The sequence below is a fragment of the uncultured Methylibium sp. genome (assembly GCF_902826655.1).
GTDB lineage: Bacteria > Pseudomonadota > Gammaproteobacteria > Burkholderiales > Burkholderiaceae_C > Methylibium.
On sequence record NZ_CADEFR010000020.1, the window covers coordinates 31,359 to 51,604 of the forward strand.

The window sequence follows — 20,246 nt, forward strand, 5'->3', positions numbered from 1 at the left end:
ACCGTGAGTAGAACGGCCGTAGCCGACAGGCTCCAAGCGCCGCAATGATGACGCTCGCGGCGTCTTGGCGACGATCAGCGGCGGGCTCACACGTGCGAAGCGTGCATGACGGTCAGTGCAAGCGAGGTCGATCGGATTTCAGTGGTGCGAAGCGTGGTGCCCGGACCCATGTCACAGTCTGAACACCACACTCACCGGCCCGCTCCCCTGATGCGACTCGTACGTCGCTCGCCCGTGATAGACAAATGGCGCCGCCTTCCCGCCCGCCAGCTTGCCATCCCGCACGAACAGGTGAATGGCGATGCCACGTGCTTCGTGGCCAATGATCTCCTGGCCTCGCTTGCTCTCTGGCGTCGTCGAGTTCTGGCTCTGCCAGTGAAAGTGATGCTCGTCGATCCAGTGGTCGAGGTACTTGTGCTCCTCGGCCTTGCCCTGCTTGTTTAGGGTCACCAGCAGCACATGCGCCTTCTTGTCGTTCAGCGTCACGTGCCCCACGTTCCAGCTGCCGGGGTTGAACTGCTCGCCGAAGAGCGCGGGAATCTCTTCGCGCTGGAAGGCCTGGCCGACCGCCAGGTCCAGCGGGTCGATCACGCCACGTAGTCGCGCCAGCGTGCGCATGTCGTCGGTGGCCGGCATGTCCTCGAAGGCCGGGTTGTTGGCTTTCAGCACGTACTGCCCGTCGCGGTTCTTGGTCACCACCCGCAGCAGGTACTGGTTGTCGCCGCCGGCCTCGTCCTGCCGCTCGATGGCTACCACATTGCCGGTGATGGAGCCGGCGCGCGCCGGGGTGATGAGTTCCAGCAGCAGGTGGTCGCCGTCGCGCACAGGACTCTTGCCGCCGTCCATGGAGTTGCCGGTGGCCCGAGCGATGAAGTGCCGGCTCGGATCCAGCGGGCCGTACGTCGTCGGCAGTGCGCGATGCTCTTCGGAATCGGTGCGCCCGGTCTTGAAGTGCCCACACGCGATCTTCAGGTTCGGGAAGTAGGGCAGTTCCACGGCGTCGTGTCGCTTGGCCGGGAAGGGCACCACATTGCCCGTGGTCGCGTCGGGTTCCAGGCGCACCTCGTAGGCGGCCAGCCGGTAGTCCACCAGTTCCTGCAGCATCGCGGTCAGAGTCGGCACGATGTCCGGTGGCACGCCCTGCGTCAGCGCGAAGATCGATCCGTCCAGCTTGAAGGGGGCAGATGTGCCCGCTGCTCGGTTGCCGCCGGTCCAGGCCTTGACCGGGTTGTCGCGCCAGTAGCGGCCCCATGCGGGATCGGTGGCCGCCACGGCGCGCACCTCGGATGACAGATCTGCCAGCAAGGGGCGGCGCCGCTCCAGCACGCCGCGAGACCGCTGCGCCAGCACGTCCAGCTGGGTGGCCTGCCGAAGGCCGTCCAGTTCGAGCAGCGCCTCCAGCAGCACCATCTTGAAACTCTTGGTCATCGCAGTGACCTCGACCTCGCGCAGCAAGGCCTGGTATTGCTGAGCCGCTGTCGCTTCTTGATCGGTCAGGTCGCCCATCGTGCGCACCAACGCGAACCAGTGGCCGGCCTGTTGCCGCATGGCCTGGATACTGCTGCCCGAGCGATAGAACTCGCTCAGGGTCGGGCGCCGGCCCAGCACGTCGCGCAGCGCCTCGTAGTCCTTTTGCGGCCCGCCGCTGTCCAGCGACTTCAGGAACTCGATGATCGCGAGGTCGTAGTTGACGTAGCAGCCCGCCGGCAGATCCAGCGCGTGCTGCTCCGCCTTGCGCGCGAACGCGGCCAGCGCCTGGTACGTGGCACCCACGCCGAACAGCGCCTGCGGCTTCTGTAGAAAGCTGTGGTGGTTGCCGATGAAGTCCAGGACCACCAGGTGCTGCTTGCCCTCGCTGCGGCGCAGGCCGCGGCCCAGTTGCTGCAGGAACAGGATCTTGGACTCGGTGGGCCGAAGCATCATCACCGTGTCGATGCTGGGCAGGTCAACGCCTTCGTTGAACAGGTCGACCGAGAAGACCACCTGCAGCGTACCGGCGTGCAGCTTCTCCAGCGCCTGCGCCCGGCCGAGCGGGGAGCCGGCGTACACCGCCGCAGCAACCACGCCGGCGCGGTTGAACTGATCCGCCATGTAGTCGGCGTGCCGCGTCGAGACGCAGAACGCCAGCGTGCGCTGCTGGGCCTTGCTGCGCCACTCGCGCAATGCATGGCGGGCACGTGCCAGCGTGGCGAGCTTGTTGGACAGCTGCTCGGGGTCGAATCGGCCGTTGCGCCAGGGCACCTCGCGATAGTCGACCGATTCGTCCTGGATGCCGTGGTAGTGAAAGGGTGCCAGCAGCCCAGCCCGGATGCCGGCGAACAGGTGGCAGCTGTAGACGAGGTTGTCGTCGCACAGCGAGAGGATGTCCGATTGGTCGGTGCGATCCGGCGTCGCCGTCAGCCCCAACAGGAACGAGGGGGCGAAGTGGGTCAGCAGCCGCCGATAAGTGCCGGCGGCCGCATGGTGAAATTCATCGATGACGACATAGTCGAAGTGCTGCGGCGCGAACCGCTCCAGGTGCTCGGCCCTCGCCAGCGTCTGCACCGAGGCGCAGAGCACGTCGACATCGGCATCGCGGGTGCGGCCGGTGTAGTAGCCCACACGCTTGCCCGGCAGGATGCGAACGAACGTCGCCGCAGCCTGCCCCAAGATCTCCTCCCGATGCGCGACGAACAGGATGCGCCGGGCACCCATGCGCACGGCGTCGAACGCCGCCAGCCAGGTCTTGCCCAGGCCCGTGGCCAGCACCACCAGGCCGCGCCGGTAACCGCCGTCACGGCTTGCGGCCAGCGCCGCCAGAGCTTCGAGCTGGACCGTCGTCGGTTCGGGCGGCGCCTCCTGCTCGTGGCTGCCGGGCGCGATCGATCGCGAAGGCGGTAGCCGCCGCTGCTCGTAGGCTTCGATCCAGGCGTCGGACAGCGGCACGCTGTTCGGATGGCCGAACAATTCGTCGAACCGCTGCCGTGCTTCGAGAAAGCCCGAGTCGCCCGGATAGACCACGCGATAGTTCCACTCCAGCCCGTCCTGCAGTGCCTGCCGGCTGATGTTGCTGGAGCCGATGAATGCGGTGCCAGCCACCAGTACATGCTGCTCCAGCCTGGCGAAGATGTAGGCCTTGAGGTGGAAGCTGCCGTCCTGCGTGGTGTAGACGCGGACCTCGGCGCCCCGTTCCTGCAGGAGCAGCAGCAACCGCAGCGCCTCGGGGTCGGTGATGTCGAGGTAGTCGCTGGTGAGCACGCGAATGCGCCGTGACGTTCCGGCGTCGACCATCGACTCCAGGTCGGGCAGCAGAAGCCGCAACCCCGGGGTCTTGATGAAGGCGACGGCCAGGTCCGCCTGTGTGGCCCACGTGAAGGCTTCCGACAGGTGAGGCAGGAAGTGGTCGGCGCCACCGGTCACGAGCCGCTGGCTCGGCACGGACTTACGGGTGGCCAGCGCATTGGTCCAGCGTTCGGCGCGATCGGGCCGCTGATCATCCGTCAGCCAGATCTCCAATTGGCGGACATCGGGCAAGCGGGCGAACCACTGGCGGAGCGAGGCCTCATCGGCATCGGTGAACCGTCGCCCGCCGTGGACGCGCTCGCCGGTGCCGTGCTTGAAGCTGACGTAGAGGGTGCCGCCTGGGCGCAGCGCGTTCCACAACCGCGCAAGGGCATCGGGCATCGCCGCGAGTGGCACATGCAGCAGGCTGGCGCAGCACCAGATGCCGTCGTACTGCGCCATTTCGTCGATGTCCTCGACGCGACGCACCGCGACCTCGAAGCCGCAGTGCTCGCTGGCCAGCTTGGCAAGTTCCTCGGAGGCGTCGAAGGCCGTGACGCGGTATCCCATGCCCGCGAATGCCTTGGCGTCGCGCCCCGAGCCACAGCCGACGTCGAGGATGTGCGCCTGGGGCTGCAGCCCGGCCAGAAAGCCCCGATAGATCGGCGTCATGTCCACGCCGACCGTCGAGCTGAAGAAGTCCGCAGCGAACCGGTTGTAGTAGTGGTCGTTCTCGTCCATCCCTGGCTGACGGTGCGATTGATCGGTCAGTTCGTGACCAGGTTACCAGGCCGGATTGGCAACGCAGGAGTTCGCCTCATACGTTCGGGTGGACAGGAACCGGGTCATGTCGAGTTCGAGCTTTCCGTCTCCTCAGGGTCAACGGGGCGCGTGGTCGTCTCGCTGCCCACGACAACTGACCGACCCAAGTACATGCCGGCGATCCTCGTGCGCCCGTGCCCGAGCCGCTGGGCGATCTCCTGCCGCGCCTTCGCATCGACCTCCTTGGCGACGGGCTGCCCACCCGCAACCGGTGGCTTCTCGCCGGTCATCTCCTCGTAGTCCGTCGCCGCTCCCTGATGCCGCAGCCCGTGTGGCGTCACGCCGAGTTCGGCCCGCGTGATGCCGAAGCGCTCCATCACGTAGCGCAGCCGCCGCATCGCGCGCTTCAGGTCCAGACGAGGGTCGCCGATGCTGTCGTTCGGACCTGGCGCCACCCGGCGGGCAAACTCGATCGCGCCGCGCCGCAGGTCGTTGTCGATCGGGAAGAGCCGTGGCCGGCCACCCTTCGTGCCGCGGTGAACCCGCAGGTACGCGTCCACCCCCGCGTCTTCGCGGCCCGCCTGTGCCGCGGTGAGCACATCGCTGTTCGGCCGGAACATCAGGCTCTCCTTGAATCGCAGGTGGAAGGCGTGCATCAGTCGCAGCGCCGCCGCTGCGTAGCGGTCGTAACCCTCGACATCGCTGACCACGGTCATCACGTCGACGCCCTTCGCGCGCCACGCCTTGTCCTCGGTCGCGTTCTGATGTCGCGCGTAAAGCGCCGCGTCATCGAAGTACGCGCTCATCGGCTTCACCAGCCTGGGCTTGCCGATCCATCCGGTGAAGGTGCGCAACTGGCTGGCGTAGTTCTGGATCGTCGAGGGCTTCAGCCGTCCGGCCTTGACCTCCTGCGCCCAGTGGCCCATCACGCAGTCGACGTGGCGGCCGGTGAACGAGCGCGGGTCGAGTCGATAGCGTTTGGGGTGCTCGCGCAGGAAGCGGAACATCCACACGATCAGGCGCCCGTGCTCGGCGATGGTGTCGTAGCCGACGCCCTTGTTGCGGGTGCTGTGCCGCCAGGCATGGCGCGCGAGGATCAGGTTGAGCACGTAGCGCCAGCGCTTCGGGTTGAGCGGGACGCTGTCCAGGTCCGGCTGCTCGTAGGTGCGCGGCCCGAACGGCCGCGGAGCGGGTTTGCGGGCGGGGCGGTCTGAGGTCATCACGTTCTCCAGGAGTCGAGGGTTGGCGGGGGCATCGGGTGACGGGATCTCGACATCGGCGGTTTCCAGGCGCCGGTGTCGCTGCCAGGGTTCGCGGCCGGAAGGCATGCCTTCGGCCGCACGGAGGTGCGTAAGAGTCATCGCCAGCCAGCACGCGTCGGGCGCGTGAAGGTGCCGGCCCGTCCATCGGGACGAGCCGAGCCCGGTTCAACAAGAACCGGAGGCGATCCGAGGGCTTGACCCTCGGCGCGGTGCTCTGCGGCACCGCGTACTCAGGGCCTCGCCGACCCGACTGGCTGCGTCCGCTCCGTGGCGGACGCGCGGGCCGTCCACGCGGTCCGCGCCGGCTTCGCACGAGGCGAAGCGCATGCGCGGAGGACCGATGTCATGGCGTGGGTGCGAGGCTGGGGACTCGGACGCCTGCACGCTGCGTGCAGTCGTCGATGGGTTCGAGCTCGGGGCTCACGGTGATCAGGTCACCGTCTCGGCGCGAACCGCTCGAGGCGGCAGGCGCGATGCTTGACGTGGCGACGGCATGCGTCGCGACACTGGGGCGCGAGTTGCGCCATCTTCGACAGGGCTGGGTTCAGCGCGCGATGCGCTCGGTGAGCCAGCTACCGGCGGTGAGCCAAGTCAGTGTCCGCGGCGACCGGGCACTGGCAAACCCCAAAAGTGCCGGTATGTGTGCCTCCAATCGGTCTCAGCACCTCGTTCGCTCGTGTTGACGCCGTCGATTCCTGCCTCAGGTAACGAACCGATGCACACCTCGGCTTGTCGGTGTGGCTTGTCGCTCTCCACTGCGACGGGAGAACAGCCGGAGCGCGGCTCCGTCGCGGTCCGGGTCGCGGCCTGTGGCCTGGCCTTTCCGCCGGGTTGTGGCCCGCACTGGAACGGTCCTGCAGTCCCACCGCAGTCGCGATCGAGGTCGACCCCGGTCCTGGAGCGGACCTGGATGGGGTTGACGCGGACCGGTTCGGGCAAAGGCTCGGCTTCTCTGTCCGAGGAGCAAGCCATGCCCAAGCACGAACTCATCCGGGGTCGCATCGTCGACTTGCGCCGCCATACCAACGTCCACCTGTACCACCGGCGCTCGCCTGGCCCGAGTGACCGGTACGAACTCTGGCTGCGCGACGACGCCGACCAGGAACTCCAGGTCACGATCCACACCCGCACGATGCCGGCCCGTCGAGGCCATGAGGTCACGGTGATCGAGTCCGCCGATAGTGGGCCGCCGACGGTGGTCGGCCTCATCAACTGGACGACGCTGGAGGCGGTGAACTACGTGGAGATCGATCCGCCGCCATTGCTGCGCGGGTGGGATCTGAGCGTGCTGATCCTGCTGTGCATCAGTGCGATCTGGTGGTTCGGGAACGCGGCGCCCGGTGTCGCACTCGCGGCCGGGGGTGTCTGGCTATTTATCGCCGGTGCCGTGCGAGCGGTATGGCGTTCGGTTCGGGCAAGGCAGGTCGACGTCACGATCACCAGGGTTGCGCGGGTCGCTCTGCGCGCCGACAGTCCTCTCGACCCATCGCCCAAAGCCCCGGGAACGGTTGTGGCATTCAGGCGCAAGCGATGAGCCATCGGCCATTCCGAACTCCAACCAGCTTGGAAAGTGAGGTACTCAGATGACAGACCACGACAACATCGTCCGTGTCGGAGTGGACCTTGCACGGTCGGTTGTGCAGGTGCATGCGGTAGACGCCGCGGGCAACGTGGTGGTGGCCAGGCAGCTCCAACGATCCGCGTTGATCCCATGGTGCGAGCGGTTGCCTGAGGGCTGCCTCGTCGCGTTCGAGGCATGCTCTGCCGCCCATCACCTCGCTCGGCAACTCGGCGCCGTGGGTCTGGTCCCCAGGCTGATCGCCCCCTGCTTCGTGGCGCCGTATCGAATGACCGGAGCGACCGGGAAGAACGACGCCACCGATGCAGAGGCCATTTGCGAAGCAGCATGCCGGCCTCGCATGCGATTCGTTTCCGTGAAGACACCCGAACAGCAGGGATGGCTTGCGATCCATCGCCTGCGCGATGGCTACATCAAGGATCGCACTGCCTGGATGAACCGCGCAAGGGGCGTTCTGTTCGAGTTCGGCATCACGCTCCCGCTTGCCGGCGCGCGGTTCCGCGACGCGCTGCAACAGGCGGTGTCTGCCCGCGACTCGGGCCTTCCGGGAAACGCGAGGCCTGCGCTGCGTCGATGCTGTGTCCATCTGGATCAGATTCAGCGGCAGGTCGCCTGGTGCGATGAGCAGATTGCGAAGCACGCGCGCAGCGACGTGAACGCGAGGCTTGCCATGGAGGTACGAGGAGTTGGCCCGCTGAGCGCCTCGGCGCTTGCTGCGAGCCTCGGCGACTTGACCCAGTTCGGCAATGGGCGGCAGTTCGGCGCCTGGCTCGGACTGGTCCCGAGGCAGCGCTCTTCCGGCGGGAAGCAGAGGCTCGGTCGCATCACGAAGAGAGGCGATGCCTATCTGCGCAAGCTGCTCGTCCTCGGCGCGCGGAGCGCCTTGACGGTCGCGCCCAGACACGACGACGCCGATGCGAGGTGGGCGGTCCAGGTGCGGGAGCGGATCGGCTGGCCCAAGGCCTGCGTGGCCCTGGCAAACAGAAACGCGCGCACCCTGTGGCGTACCCTGGCAAGGCGCAACCCTGCGGGTTCTGAAAGGGTCGATTCGTAGAGGTGCTTTCGCTTTCTCGCGTCGGGCAGTGCCAGCCGTGTCGCGCCGCGCTGGCAGGGTCACCATCGAGGGGCAGTCCGGGCTCGTTTTCGCGGCGGTCGCCACAATGCGGCGACGATTTATGTCCTGAGCCGGGCTGACCGCTTTTCGATGGCCGACCTGCAAGAAGAACAGCGACGATTCGTTCAAGGGCAGAGGTGATTCGGTGAACAGGGGACAGTCACGCCTCGCGCGATGACGACACAAGTGGTGGGTCACCTCTGCCGTCTCTTTGCCGTGGACGCCGGGGCCATCGGCGTGCGGGCTTGAGTGGTGCGGAAGATGTCCATCTTTGACATAGCCTGATATCCTTGCTGCCACGCAGACGAAGGAGTGCAACCATGGGCATGAACGTCAACCTGACCCCGCAGCTCGAGGAACTGGTTCGTTCCAAAGTGGCCTCGGGGCTCTACACCTCCGCCAGTGAAGTGGTCCGCGAAGCGTTGCGGCTGATGGACGAGCAGGACCGCCTTCGCGAGGCCAAGCTCCATCAACTGCGCGACGACGTCCGCCAGGGCATGGCCAGTGGCCCGAGCCAGCCCTGGAGCGCGGACGAGGTCAAGCGTGAAGGTCGCGCCCGCCGCGCGCGCAAGGCGGCGTAGCGCGCGATGGCGCGCGTGTCCCGCCGGCCGCTGGCCGCGGCCGACATCCTCGATATCTGGGACTACATCGCCGAGGACAGCCTCGATGAGGCCGACCGCTGGGTCGACAGGCTGGACGAGAAGCTCGATCTCCTGGCCACGCAGCCCTTGATGGGGCGCGGCAGAGACGAGTTGCTCGCGGGTCTGCGGAGCTTTCCGTTCGGGCGGTACGTCATCTTCTACATGGCGGTGAAGGATGGGGTCGATGTGGTGCGGGTGCTCCACAGTGGTCGCGACGTCGATCTTGCTTTCGGCGAAGACGGGTCGTGATGTCGCAGTGAACCGAGAATGAATCAACCAGCCTGATCGTGGCCATCGCCTACAAACTGCAGATCGTCTACGTGAAGTTCATCGGCACGCATCAGCAGTACGACGCGATCAACGCACACACCATCGAACCGAGCTGAGCGAGGTCATCGTGAACATCCGTCCCATCCGCACAGAAGCCGACTACCAGGCCGCGCTCGGCGACATCGCGGCCCTGATGGCATCCGACCCTGCGCCGGGCACGACCAAGGGCGATCACCTGGACATCCTGGCCACGCTGGTGCAAGCCTACGAGGCCCGGCACTTTCCTATCGGCGCGCCCGACCCGGTGGGCGCACGTGTCTGCAGCGGACAGGGCGGATGAGACCACCATGAACCGCGCGCATGTGCTGCAGCAGTTGGCAGCGAGCAAGGCTGAACTCGCCCATCGATACGGGGTGACTCGTCTCGCGCTCTTCGGATCGATGGCCCGTGATGCGGCGCGAGCCGACAGCGACGTGGACATCCTGGTCTCGTTCGATGGACCAGCCATCTCGTCACGCTACTTCGGCGTGCAGTTCTTTCTCGAGGATCTGCTCGGGCGTCGGGTGGACCTGGTCACCGACAAGGCACTGCGCCCTGAGCTGCGCCCCTATGTCGAGCGTGAGACCCTGCATGTCTGAAGCTGCCCACGAGTGGCAGGCGGGGCGCGAACCGTATTCAGGCGCCGTTGGTCCCGGTTTCGGTGCGTGGTTTCGGACTGACCCAGTAGCCCCCGCCATCCTTCACGGTAACGAGGTCGGTGTAGGTCTGCACCATGTCCAGCAGGCCGGAGTGCCCGAAGGCCTTGGGCGAAAAGGCCGGGTCCGTGCGTTTCAGGTACTGGCCCAACGCGCCCAGCCCGACGCGTCCCTCGGACGTGTTGGCCGCCAGCAGGGTGACGGCAGAGATCAGGCTCCGCGGTCGGCGCTTGACGGGCTTGGCGGCCTCGGGCTTGGGCTCCCCGGAGGAGGTTGCGGTGTCCGGAGCCTGCCACTCGAAGAACTGATCGCTGGCGTTGCGCAGCGCGTCGGGCGTCTTGGTCTCACCGACGATGTGCACGGTCGCACCGCGCTCGCGAAGCTTGCGACACAGGTACGCGAAGTCCGAGTCGCTGGTGACCAGGCAAAAGGTGTCGGCCCGTCCGTCGAACATCGCTTCCAGGGCGTCCAGCGCGAGCGCGATGTCGGAGGTGTTCTTTCCCGAAGCGTACTGGTACTGCAGGCAGGGTGTGAAGGCTAGTCGGACCAGTGCGTCCTGCCACTTGTTGGCCAGGGTGCCATGGTTGCCGTAGCCGCGGCGAAGGACCACGCGGCCGAACTGCGCCACGACGCGCAACGCGTACTCCAGGATCTCCGGGCTGGTGTTGTCGCAGTCGACGAGAACGGCGACGCGGCCTTCGGTGTTGTCCTTGATGTCGCTCATGCATTGCCTCCCGAGCTTGATTCTGCAACTGCCCGGTCCATCACCGGTAGAAGCGGCGCAGCTTCGCGTGTCCACTACATTGGCGGTGTCGTCCACGGTGACGACATGCACACCGAGCCCCCGTGAGGCAGCCACCGCTGATCCAGACCCATGCCTTCGACGTCGCCGAGTGGGAAGTCGATGCCGAGTTCGGCGTCTTCCCGCAAGGCGCGCGGGCCAAGGATGCGGTGTTCGCGCCGGCGCTGCCGCCGGAGGCTGTGCTGGTCGGTGGAAAGCGGTACCTGTTCAAGCGCTCCAAGCGCAGCTATCCGGACCAGTTCTGGGGCGAGGTGATCGCCTACCGGGTGGGCTGCCTGATGGGGCTGCAGGTGCCGCCCGCGTTCGCGGCGTTCAACTCGCGCACGGGTCACAGTGCGGCGCTGATCGAGTGGTTCTACCGGGATGGCGCCGAGCTGTTCGCGCTGGGCGGCGACTTCATGCAGATGCTGCGACCCGACTTCGACAGGGACCGAGGCACGCAGCACAACCTGCAGGATGTTGAAAGGTTGATGCGCGCACTGGTCCATACCGGCGCGCTCACGCAGAACTGGCGTCAATGGTGGGCCGAAGCACTGCTGTTCGATGCGTTGATCGGGAACTCCGATCGTCATCAGGACAACTGGGGCCTGATCTTCGAGTCCGCCGGGCGCCAACCGCCCAACATGCCACCTTGTCGACTGGCACCCCTGTTCGACAACGGCACCAGCCTCGGTCACGAGCGGTTTCCCGAGCGCGTAGCCGGATGGACGGATGCCAGGCTTGACCAGTACATCGAGCGCGGTACGCATCACATCAAGTCATCGATCGACCCCGGCCATGTCCAGGGGCATCTCGCGCTGCTTCGCCACGTCCTCCACGACTGGGCGCAGCACCTGGACCTGAACCTGCTGCGCAGCCGCATTGACTTCTCTCCGGACGACCTCACCTCTTGCGTGGGGGACTTGGTGCATCTGCCGGTGCCGTCGCCGCTGTCAACTGCCAGAATGCGGTTTGTCTGCCGCTTGCTGGTTCGCCGGCTTGCCCTGTTGAAAGATCTCCTGGATGTCCCCGCTGCGCCACCTGGTTGAACCATCGCGTCTGTTGATGACGTGGCAACCCTCCGATGAGGGCGCCCCGGTGCGCACTCGGCGGGTTGTGGGGGAGGTCATCCCAGTCGCCGGGTCGAAGTCCGCCGTGTTCCGCTACCTGAAGGCAACCGAAGACTTCAAGGCTGCCGAAGTGGCTGGCTTCAAGGGGTTTCCGGCATTCCGGGTGGATGAGGAAGAGATTCGCAGTGGCGTGCTCGACTCCTTGATGCGCCGCCTGCCGCCGCGCAACCGGGAGGATTTTGCCGACTACCTGCAACTGCACGGACTGTCCGCGCCGTTCGAGTTGTCCGACGTGGCGCTGCTCGGCTATACCGGAGCACGACTGCCCAGCGACGGCTTTGCGCTGGTGCCCGAATTCCCGGAAGACACCCGCCCTTGCGACTACGTCATGGAAGTCGCCGGGACGCGACATGTCATGCAAGGCCCGCTGTCGGACCTGCGCGTTGGCGACCCCGTGAGCATCCAGCCGGATCCCGACAACCCCGTCGAGTCGGATGCGTTGGTCGTCCTGCACGAGGGTCAACGCATTGGGTTCGTCAATCGAGCCCTGAAGGGCATGTTCCGTCGATGGATGCAGAGCGGCCGTATGACGGTGACGATCGAGCGTCAAAACGGCAAGCCGCAGCGCCCGTTGATCTTCGTGCGGGTCAGCGTTGCATGACGTCGCGAGGCGTTCCATGAGAGCCCGTGCGATCCAGGTAGCCAGGCGGGTAGCTCGAACCGACACAAGCCGAGGGCGTGAGCGCAAGTCGTTGTCCCGTCAACGCTTTTCGATTCAAGCCCCTCAATACGACATCGTGCTGCTGTGATTGCCGTGACGCCGCGCGACGACGACTTCCGCTCGATCCTCGTCGTCTGCACGCGCCAGATCGGCGACGTTCTGCTGACGACGCCGCTGATCCGCGCCGCGAAGACGCGGTGGCCCGCTGCGCGCATCGACGTGCTGGGCTTCGCAGGCACGCTGGGCATGCTGGAAGGCAACCCGGACATCGCCGGGCGCATCGAGGTCCGGCCGGGCAGCGGCTGGTGGTCCTCGCTCGGCTTGATCCGTCGCCTGTGGCGGCGCTACGACCTGGCGCTGGTCACGCAGCGCAGCGACCGGGCCTTCTGGTACGCGCTGGTCGCGGCGCGTGTGCGGGCCGGCCTGCTGATGGGCCCCAGGCGTTTCGACTGGTGGAAGCGGCCCTTTCTGGCGCATGGCCTGGTCATCACCGATGCACACGCGCATGTGGTGGGCGAGAAGCTCGCGCTGCTCGCACCTTGGGTCGATGCGTCGGCGGCGACCGCGCCGCTGGTCGTCGAGCCGCCGGCGCTGCAACCGCTGCCGACCGCTCTGGCCGGGGCGCTGCGCGAGCGCTATGTCGTGGTGCATGCGCCATCGATGTGGCGCTACAAGCAGTGGCCGGTCGAGCACTTCCGGGTGCTGATCGCGGAGCTGCTGGCCGATGGTGAGCAGGTCGTGCTGAGCGGAGGGCCGGGCGCGGCCGATCAGGCGGTCGTTGCCGCGCTGCGCGATCTCGGCACGGCGCCAGCGCTGCTCGACACGTCCGGGAGCCTGTCGCTCGGCCAGCTGGCCGCGCTGCTGCGCGCGGCCGCGCTGTACATCGGGCCCGACACCTCGATCACCCACCTCGCGGTCGCCTCCGGCACGCCGACCATCTCGCTCTACGGTCCCACGCCGCCCACCGTCTGGGGGCCGTGGCCGCAGGGTCAACGCCGGTCCGACCCGCCATGGCGCCCGACGGCGCCGCTGCAGCGCCGGGGCGGCGTCACGCTGTTGCAGGGCCCGGGCGCCTGCGTGCCTTGCGGGCGGGCCGGTTGCGAGGATCACGCCGCGAGCCGCGCGGATTGCCTCGTCGCGCTCGAACCGCAGCGCGTGATCGACGAGGCCAGGGCGCGGCTCGCCGGTCGGGTCGCGGCCTGAACCTTCGCCGGCCGTCAATCGCGCCCGGCTTCGCGCTGGGCCTTGAGGCGCGCTTCGTGGCGCGCCCGCCAGTAGCGGCGGTGAAACAGCTGCAGCACGCTCTTGATGCGGAAGGTGGCCTGCGGAAACGCCGAGTGCAGCAGCTTGCGCAGGCGCCAGCCGCGGCCCAGCGGCGCGGCGTCGCGGTAGGCGCGCCAACGCTGCGGCCACGGCGGATGAGCCAGCAGCGTGCGCAGGTAGCGGTCGCGCTTCAGCGGCCTCGACATCAGCGCGCGCATCGCCTCGCCGTGGCCGCAGCGCTCGGCATCGGCGACGAGCTGCTGCATCTCGGCCAGCAGGCGGTCGAGCTGGCGTTCGCTCCAGTGGCCCTGGTCCTCGGCGCTCTCGAAGCCCGGCATCACCGAGGTGCCGCCGCGCCGGTAGTGCACCAGCGGCACCGCGACGGTGATCGCGCCCCCGAGGGCGATTGCCCGGAACACCATGATCTGGTCTTCGTAGGCGATGCGCGCGTCCATCGGGCCGAAGCGCTCCATCAGGCGGCGCGTGAAGGCGTGGCCGGCGCCGACGATGTAGGGGCGTCGCGCCATCCAGTCGGCCACGCCGCGCCAGCGGCCGAGGTCGTCGACGCGGATCGGGTCGTGCAGGCGGCCGCTGGCGTCCATGTCCATCAGGTCGCTGGCGATCAGGTCGGCGCGGCGATCGTTGGCGTCCCAGGCCTCGACCAGCCGACGCACGCGGTCGGGCGCCGAGATGTCGTCGCCTGCGGCGGTGATCAGCAACTCGCCGTCGGCGAAGCGCAGCAGCTCGTTGTAGTGGGCGGCGATGCCGAGGTTGGGACCGCGCGGGCGCAGGCGCACGCGATGCACGCCTCGGTAGCCGGCGGCCAGCGCTTCGAGCCGCTCGAAGCTGCCGTCGGTGGAGCCGTCGTCGGACAGCACGATCTCGATCGGCGGGCAGTCCTGCGCGAAGGCGGCCTGCACCGCGACGTCCAGCAGCTCACACTGCTGGTAGGTCAACACCAGCAGGCTGACGCTGGGGAAGCCGGCGCTCGGGTTCACGGCGATCGCAGCAGGGCCGGCAGTCGCTGCAGCTGCAGGCCGAGCCAGCTCAAGACGAACTCGGCACAGCGCCGCCAGTCGCCGTGCTTGCGGTAGCGGTTGGCCCAGCTCAGCAAGCGCGCCTGCAGCGGCCAGGTCGCCCGCCGGCCAGCTTGTCGATGCAGCTCGCGGCGCACGCGCTCGGGGAGCTCGGCGAGGAACAACTCGTCCTGCGCGCTGGCGCTCATCCCGGTGGCCGCGTAGTCGGCGACGACCAGGTCGATCCAGCGCATCGGATGCGCGAGTGCGGCACGCAGATTGAAGTCCCAATCGGCATAGAGGCGGTAACGCAGGTCGAAGCCACCCAGCTGGTCGAACAGCTCGCGGCGATAGAAGACCGCCTGCTGGCAGAGGTTGCGGCCCAGCAGTCCGGCCGGCGTCAGCGCGCCCGTGTAGCGCGAACCGGCCGCACCGACGGGCCCGTCGGCCATCGCACGCACGTCGCCGTAGACGATCGCGGCCTCGCGCTCGCCGGTCAGGGCCTCGGCGGCGCGTGCCAGCGTCTCGTCGGCGTGCAGGCGATCGTCGCTGCCCAGCACCAGGAACCAGCGTCCACGAGCGCGTCGCACGCCGTGATTGATCGCGTCGTAGACGCCCGAGTCGCGGCGCGATTCGATCGCGAGCGCCGGCAGCCGCGGGCGGAAGCTCTCGGCGACCTCGAGCGTCGCGTCGCGCGACAGGCCGTCGCACACCAGCACCTCGAAGTCGCGGAAGCGCTGGACCGCGAGGGATTCCAGCGCGCCGGCGAGCACCGCTGCGCTGTTCATCGTCGGCATCACGATGCTGACGAGCGGCCCGGGGGCGTCGTGCGTGTTCATGCGTCGCGCGACCGCCGCGCCTCGCGCCGGCGCCGCTTCCAGCGGTGCAGGGCGCGTCGGGTGCGCTCGCGCCATGGCAGCTCGACCAGCGCGGCGAGATCCTCGCGTGCGACGAACACCGCGTTGCCGTGCACCGGAACGCGGGCGTTGATCGGTGCGAAGCCGGCGTTGACGAAGCGCGGCGCGAGCAGGGCCTCGACGTCGGCCAGTGGCCGCGCGCCGGCGTAGACGGCCTCGGTGCTGACCTCGGTGTAGATCAGCCGCACGTTGGCCAGCAGCGCGGCGGGCAGCGCCGACAGGACCAGGTACTCGGCCCCCTGCACATCGATGATCAAGGCGTCGGGCGGCTCGAGGCTGTGCTCGGCCAGGACAGAGTCGAGCCGACGCGTGCGCACCTCGATCGAGGTCTGCATGCTGACCTCGGGGAACAGCGACTTGTGCGAGCCGAGCTCGAGCAGCGAGCTGGACTCGCCGTGGTTGCTGGCGACATGAAAGGTGGCGGTGCCGTCGGTGTCGGCGATGGCGCAGGGGAAGACGCGCAGGCGCGGATCGCGCCGGGCCAGCGCCTCCAGCGCCGCCAGCGGCTCGGGCTGGGGTTCGAACAGGTCGATGCGGCGCAGCGCCGGGAAGAGCTTGTCGACCAGCGGCAGTTCGTCGAAGCGGTGGGCGCCGATGACGCTGAGCACCCTCAGCTCGCGCGCCAGCCGCGTGCCGCGCAGCGCGCGCAGCAGGTCGAGGTCGTAGACCGGCTCGTCGGCCGGCAGCAGCAAGGAGGTGGTGGGCGGGCTCATGGGGTGGTCGCGGTGCGCGCGTCGCCGGTGCGGCGCAGATGCAGCAGGACGTGGTCGACCACCAGGCCGGGCTCGCCCAGCGCGCGCGTCGGCCGCCGCGTGCGCAGCAGCGCCGGCAGCGCGCTGCGCACGCGGCGCTGCAGCAGCTTGCGACGCAGTCGCCGGCGGCGGTGCGCGAGCAGTGCTTCGTCGTGCGGCGTGTCGTAGGCGAAGGTGGGCGCCTCGACCAGCTCGAGCCCGAGCGCCGGTGCCACCGCCCGTGCCCAGCGCGACGAGACGAAGGAGACATGCTCCGGGAAGCTGCCGTACCACCAGGCGCCGCCGGCGTGTCGCCAGGCAGGGCTTTCGAGGTCGCCGGTCGAGACCAGCAGGGAGCCGCCGGGGGCGAGCTTGGGCGCCAGCAGGGCCACCAGCGCGCGCGGGTCGAGCAGGTGCTCGATCACGTCGACCGCGCAGATGACATCGTAGAGGCCGGGCACGGCCGGCAGGTCGCGGATGCGCGAGGCGACGATGTCGATGCCTAGCGCCTGGGCGCGCGCCGCGGCGGCGGTGGAGGCCTCGACGCCGTGCCGCGTCCAGTCCGGGGACAGCGCGGCGAGCAGCGCGCCGTCGTAGCAGCCCACGTCGAGGACGCGGCCGGCGTCGCCGCGTGCGGCGATGCGCTCGAGCACCAGGCGCTGATCCGGACGCAAGGCGCGCTGGACCCAGATCCAGTCAGGCGCCTGGGCGTACAGCTGCTCGTAGGTGGCTTCGTCGCGGACCGGGTGGCGCAGGCCGAGATGGCAGTCGCGACAGCGCCAGAGCCGCCCGCCCGGCCAGGGTGGATCGAGCCGCTGCGCGGCGAACACATCGGCATCGGGCATCGCGCCGAGGTCGTCGAGTGCGGCCGAGCCGCATTGGCGGCAGCACGGAGCGTCGGCTTCGGACATCGCGCAGGAGTCAGAGATAGAGGGCGTCGGACCACCGGCCCTGCTGCCGGTGCATGTGCATGGCGTAGCCGTGCGCGGCGCGCTCGGCGGCGACCCAACGCCTGGCGCTCTCGCGCCGCTCGCGCTTGAAGCGGCGACGCGCCAGCCAGCCCATGCCGAGCTTGGCGTAGAAGTGGTGCCGGTCGCCAAGATCGTCGGCGCCGGTCTCGAGCTTGATCGCCTTCTGCGTGATCGACCCGAAGTGATGCAAGAGCGCATCGCCAACCGTCCCGACCGGGACGCCATGACGCAGACAGCGCACCAGGAACTCGACGTCCTCGCGGCCGCCGAGCTGGCGGTCGGTGTCGGGGAAGCCGATGCGCTCGAACACCTCGCGCCGCACCGCGAAACAAACGCCGTGGAACCAGTCGCTTCGCAGAGTGCCCGCCATCGAAGCGGTGAACGCCGCCGCATGCGCGGCGAAGTCGTAGTCGAGTTCACCTTCGACCAGCGAAGGGCTGACCACCTGGAGACCGTGAGCCTCGGCGGCGTCGAGCATGCGGTCCATCGCGCGGTCGCAGGCGACGATGTCGTTGTTGAGCAGCACGGTCCAGTCGGCGTCGCCGGAGAGCAGCGCGCCCTGGGCCCAGGCGCCGCCGCAGCCGAGGTTGACCCGGTTGTTGACGCTCGGCAGCTCGGGGTGTGCGGCAAGCCAGGCCGGCGTGTCGTCGCGGCTGGCGTTGTCGATCACGAGCAAGGCATCGGCTGGCGTACCGCCGCCCAGGAGGCTGTCGACGCACTGGCGCGTGTAGGCCAGTTGGTCCAGGACCGGGATGACGACGCGGTAGCGCATCTCAGCGTGCAGGCCTGGGCTGCCTGCCCATCAGGTAGAACTCGTCGTTCGGCCGCAGCGAGATCAGGTTGGCCATGCGGTTGGACAGGCCGAACAGCGCTGTGATCGCGCCGATGTCCCAGATGTCCTCGTCGCTGAAGCCGTGGGCGCGCAAGGCCGCGAAGTCGGCGTCGTCGACGTCCTGCGCGGCGCTGCAGACCTTGAGCGCGAACTCGATCATCGCGTGCTGGCGCGGCGTGAGGTCGGCCTTGCGCGGGTTGGTGGCCAGCTGGTCGGCGAGCTGCGGCTTCTTCTCGTAGATCCGCAGGATCGCGCCATGGGCCACCACGCAGTACAGGCAGCGATTCACGCCGCTGGTGGCGACGATGATCATCTCCTTCTCGCCCTTGGTGAGCCCGGACTCGCGCAGCAGCAGCGCGTCGTGGTAGGCGAAGAAGGCGCGGAACTCGTCGGGCCGGTGAGCGAACCCGAGGAAGACGTTGGGCACGAAGCCGGCCTTCTCCTGCACCGCGAGGATCTTCTCGCGGATGTCGTCGGGCAGGTCCTTCAGCTCGGGCACCGGGTAGCGGCTGATCGGCGGGGCGGATGCGGTGACGGGGGCGGCGCTCATGCGGCGGTCTCCAGGTCGGTCTTGAACTGCAGCGCATGCAGGCGGGCGAACAGGCCGCCGCGGGCCAGCAGCTCGGCGTGCGAGCCCTGCTCGACGACGCGGCCGCGGTCGAGCACGGCCACCCGGTCGGCGGCCTCGATGGTGGACAGCCGGTGTGCGATGACGACCGAGGTGCGGCCCACCATCAGGCGCTCCAGTGCGGTCTGGACCAGGCGCTCGCTTTCGGAGTCGAGCGCCGAGGTCGCCTCGTCCAGGATCAGCAGCGGCGCGTCCTTGTAGATCGCGCGGGCGATCGCCAGCCGCTGGCGCTGACCGCCCGAGAGCTGGTTGCCGTTGTGGCCGATCGTGCTGTCGATGCCTTGCGGCAGGCCTTCGGCGAAGTCCAGCAGGTTCGCACCCGCCAGTGCCGCACGGACCCGCGCGACGTCGATCTCGTAGCCCAAGGCCACGTTGACCGCGACGCTGTCGTTGAACAGCACCACGTCCTGGCTCACCAGGGCGAACTGGCGGCGCAGTGCGAGCAGGTCCCAGTCGGGCAGGGCGACGCCGTCCAGCAGCACCCGCCCGGCCTGCGGCTCGAGGAAGCGTGGCAGCAGGTTGACCAACGTGCTCTTGCCCGAGCCCGACGGGCCGACCAGCGCCAGCGTCTCGCCCGCCGCGATCGTGAGGCTCACGCCATCCAGCGCCGGGGGCTTGTCGGCGCTGTAGCGCAGGCTCACGCTCTCGAGGCACAACTCTCCGCGGGCGCGCGCGACCGCGTGATTGCCGCCGCGCTCGACGGGGGTGTCCTCGATCAGCGTGAGGCCGCGTTGCACGGCCGCCAGGCCGCGCGTGATCGGGCCAGCGACCTCGGACAGGTGCTTGAGCGGCGTGATCAGCATCAGCATCGCGGTGACGAAGGAGACGAAGCCGCCGACCGTCGAGCCGCCGGTGCTGGCCTGCCAGAGCGCCGCGGTGATGACCGCCGAGAGCGCCGCCGCCGCCAGCATCTGCGTGACCGGCGTGACGGTCGACGCCGCGACGGTGGCCTTCAGCATCAGCTGCCGCAGGCCGTCGCTGGCGCGGCGGAAGCGCTCGCCCTGGGCCGGCGCCGCGCCGTGCAGGCGCACGATGCGCCAGGCCAGCACGTTCTCCTCGACCACGTAGGCCAGCTCGTCGGTCGCGCGCTGGCTGGCCACCGCGATGCCGTGCATGCGCTTGCCGAAGACGCGCATCACGATGGCGACGGCAGGGAACAAGGCTGCGATGAAGAGCGTGAGCTGCCAGTTGATCCAGATCAGGTAGCCCAGCAGGGCGACGGCGGTCAGCGAGTCCTTGATCAGCGTCTGCACGGCGTTGACCAGCAGGTTCGATCCGCTCTGCACCTCGTAGACGACGGAGTTGATGAGCTTGCTGGTCGACTGCTCGTTGAACAGCCCGGGATCGGCGTCCAGCAACCGCGCGAACATCGCGTGGCGCATGCGCAGGGTGCCCTGGTTGGCCGTCCAGGCGAGCGCGTAGTTGACGACGAAGCCGGCAACGCCCCGCACGAGGAAGAGCCCGAGGATCACCGCCGGGACCATCCACAGCGGCACCGCCTGGCTCGAGAAGCCGCTGTCGAGCAGCGGCTTCATCATGTAGGCGAGCAGCGGCTCGGTCGCCGCTCCGACCGAGGCGCCCAGTGCCGCCAGCACCAAGCCGCGCCGAGCGTCGGAGAAGTAGGGCCAGACGGCCTTGAGCCGCGAGAGATTGTGGCTGGAGCGTTCGGACATGCGCGACGCGGCGGGACGACAGCGGACGATGATACGCGGCAGCCCTCGCGGCCCCCGGG

General features: G+C 68.5%; 19 protein-coding genes and 1 pseudogene. 10 read left to right on the forward strand and 10 right to left on the reverse strand.

The window, feature by feature from the left end; genetic code table 11:
• Positions 1-171 precede the first annotated feature (171 nt).
• A complete protein-coding gene (locus QZV97_RS10475; protein ID WP_295641727.1) occupies positions 172-4,002 on the reverse strand; it encodes a DUF3427 domain-containing protein in 3,831 nt (1,276 codons plus the stop codon).
• A 104-nt stretch (positions 4,003-4,106) separates the two neighbouring features.
• Positions 4,107-5,351 (reverse strand): integrase domain-containing protein, encoded by a 1,245-nt coding sequence (locus QZV97_RS10480; RefSeq protein WP_295641728.1) that lies wholly within the window; start codon positions 5,349-5,351, stop codon positions 4,107-4,109.
• A gap of 904 nt (positions 5,352-6,255) precedes the next feature.
• Here QZV97_RS10480 and QZV97_RS10485 point away from each other — a divergent pair.
• The 7 genes and pseudogenes from QZV97_RS10485 (at position 6,256) to QZV97_RS10515 (ending at position 9,527) form a co-directional block, all read left to right on the forward strand.
• Positions 6,256-6,819: a hypothetical protein gene (locus tag QZV97_RS10485; protein ID WP_295641729.1), complete on the forward strand. Its 564-nt coding sequence runs from the start codon at positions 6,256-6,258 to the stop codon at positions 6,817-6,819.
• Positions 6,820-6,868: 49 nt separating this feature from the next.
• On the forward strand, positions 6,869-7,918 hold the full coding sequence (locus QZV97_RS10490) for an IS110 family transposase (protein ID WP_295641730.1): 1,050 nt from the start codon (positions 6,869-6,871) through the stop codon (positions 7,916-7,918).
• Between the two features lie 380 nt (positions 7,919-8,298).
• Positions 8,299-8,559, forward strand: coding sequence for a type II toxin-antitoxin system ParD family antitoxin (locus QZV97_RS10495; RefSeq protein ID WP_295641731.1), 261 nt, complete (start codon positions 8,299-8,301; stop codon positions 8,557-8,559).
• A gap of 6 nt (positions 8,560-8,565) precedes the next feature.
• On the forward strand, positions 8,566-8,868 hold the full coding sequence (locus tag QZV97_RS10500) for a type II toxin-antitoxin system RelE/ParE family toxin (RefSeq protein WP_295641732.1): 303 nt from the start codon (positions 8,566-8,568) through the stop codon (positions 8,866-8,868).
• 32 nt (positions 8,869-8,900) lie between these two features.
• A pseudogene (locus QZV97_RS10505) lies at positions 8,901-9,005 on the forward strand (type II toxin-antitoxin system HigB family toxin); the annotation flags it as partial.
• A gap of 11 nt (positions 9,006-9,016) precedes the next feature.
• Entirely contained in the window at positions 9,017-9,229 is a 213-nt protein-coding gene (locus tag QZV97_RS10510) for a hypothetical protein (RefSeq protein WP_295641733.1), read from the forward strand.
• Between the two features lie 7 nt (positions 9,230-9,236).
• Positions 9,237-9,527, forward strand: a complete 291-nt coding sequence (locus QZV97_RS10515) for a nucleotidyltransferase family protein (RefSeq protein ID WP_295641734.1) — start codon at positions 9,237-9,239, stop codon at positions 9,525-9,527.
• 37 nt (positions 9,528-9,564) lie between these two features.
• Here the strand turns inward: QZV97_RS10515 and QZV97_RS10520 are convergent, their stop codons facing one another.
• Positions 9,565-10,308: an NYN domain-containing protein gene (locus QZV97_RS10520; RefSeq protein WP_295641735.1), complete on the reverse strand. Its 744-nt coding sequence runs from the start codon at positions 10,306-10,308 to the stop codon at positions 9,565-9,567.
• Between the two features lie 122 nt (positions 10,309-10,430).
• Here QZV97_RS10520 and QZV97_RS10525 point away from each other — a divergent pair, with 122 nt between their 5' ends.
• The 3 genes from QZV97_RS10525 to QZV97_RS10535 all read left to right on the forward strand — a co-directional run bounded on the left by QZV97_RS10525 (position 10,431) and on the right by QZV97_RS10535 (position 13,359).
• Positions 10,431-11,414 carry a HipA domain-containing protein gene (locus QZV97_RS10525; protein WP_295641736.1) on the forward strand — a complete coding sequence of 328 codons (984 nt, stop codon included), beginning with the start codon at positions 10,431-10,433 and terminating at the stop codon, positions 11,412-11,414.
• A 106-nt stretch (positions 11,415-11,520) separates the two neighbouring features.
• Positions 11,521-12,096, forward strand: coding sequence for an HIRAN domain-containing protein (locus QZV97_RS10530; RefSeq protein WP_295641737.1), 576 nt, complete (start codon positions 11,521-11,523; stop codon positions 12,094-12,096).
• A 153-nt stretch (positions 12,097-12,249) separates the two neighbouring features.
• Positions 12,250-13,359: a glycosyltransferase family 9 protein gene (locus tag QZV97_RS10535; protein WP_295641738.1), complete on the forward strand. Its 1,110-nt coding sequence runs from the start codon at positions 12,250-12,252 to the stop codon at positions 13,357-13,359.
• Between the two features lie 14 nt (positions 13,360-13,373).
• Here the strand turns inward: QZV97_RS10535 and QZV97_RS10540 are convergent, their stop codons facing one another.
• Genes QZV97_RS10540 through msbA form a run of 7 tightly spaced genes read right to left on the reverse strand, consistent with a single transcriptional unit; the run spans position 13,374 to position 20,187 of the window.
• Entirely contained in the window at positions 13,374-14,417 is a 1,044-nt protein-coding gene (locus QZV97_RS10540; protein WP_295641739.1) for a glycosyltransferase, read from the reverse strand.
• Positions 14,414-15,274 carry a glycosyltransferase family 2 protein gene (locus QZV97_RS10545; protein ID WP_295641740.1) on the reverse strand — a complete coding sequence of 287 codons (861 nt, stop codon included), beginning with the start codon at positions 15,272-15,274 and terminating at the stop codon, positions 14,414-14,416. Before QZV97_RS10545 ends, QZV97_RS10540 begins: the two co-directional genes overlap by 4 nt.
• Positions 15,271-16,065 carry an FkbM family methyltransferase gene (locus tag QZV97_RS10550; protein ID WP_295641741.1) on the reverse strand — a complete coding sequence of 265 codons (795 nt, stop codon included), beginning with the start codon at positions 16,063-16,065 and terminating at the stop codon, positions 15,271-15,273. Before QZV97_RS10550 ends, QZV97_RS10545 begins: the two co-directional genes overlap by 4 nt.
• Complete coding sequence (locus QZV97_RS10555) at positions 16,062-16,994, reverse strand: methyltransferase domain-containing protein (protein WP_295641742.1); 933 nt, start codon at positions 16,992-16,994, stop codon at positions 16,062-16,064. The genes QZV97_RS10550 and QZV97_RS10555 overlap by 4 nt, the downstream gene beginning before the upstream one ends.
• A gap of 10 nt (positions 16,995-17,004) precedes the next feature.
• The gene (locus QZV97_RS10560; RefSeq protein ID WP_295641743.1) at positions 17,005-17,826 is read right to left on the reverse strand and encodes a glycosyltransferase; all 822 of its coding nucleotides are present in this window, start codon (positions 17,824-17,826) and stop codon (positions 17,005-17,007) included.
• A gap of 1 nt (position 17,827) precedes the next feature.
• Positions 17,828-18,436 (reverse strand): peroxidase-related enzyme, encoded by a 609-nt coding sequence (locus QZV97_RS10565; protein ID WP_295641744.1) that lies wholly within the window; start codon positions 18,434-18,436, stop codon positions 17,828-17,830.
• A complete protein-coding gene (msbA, locus tag QZV97_RS10570) occupies positions 18,433-20,187 on the reverse strand; it encodes a lipid A export permease/ATP-binding protein MsbA (RefSeq protein WP_295641745.1) in 1,755 nt (584 codons plus the stop codon). Before msbA ends, QZV97_RS10565 begins: the two co-directional genes overlap by 4 nt.
• Positions 20,188-20,246: the final 59 nt, after the last annotated feature.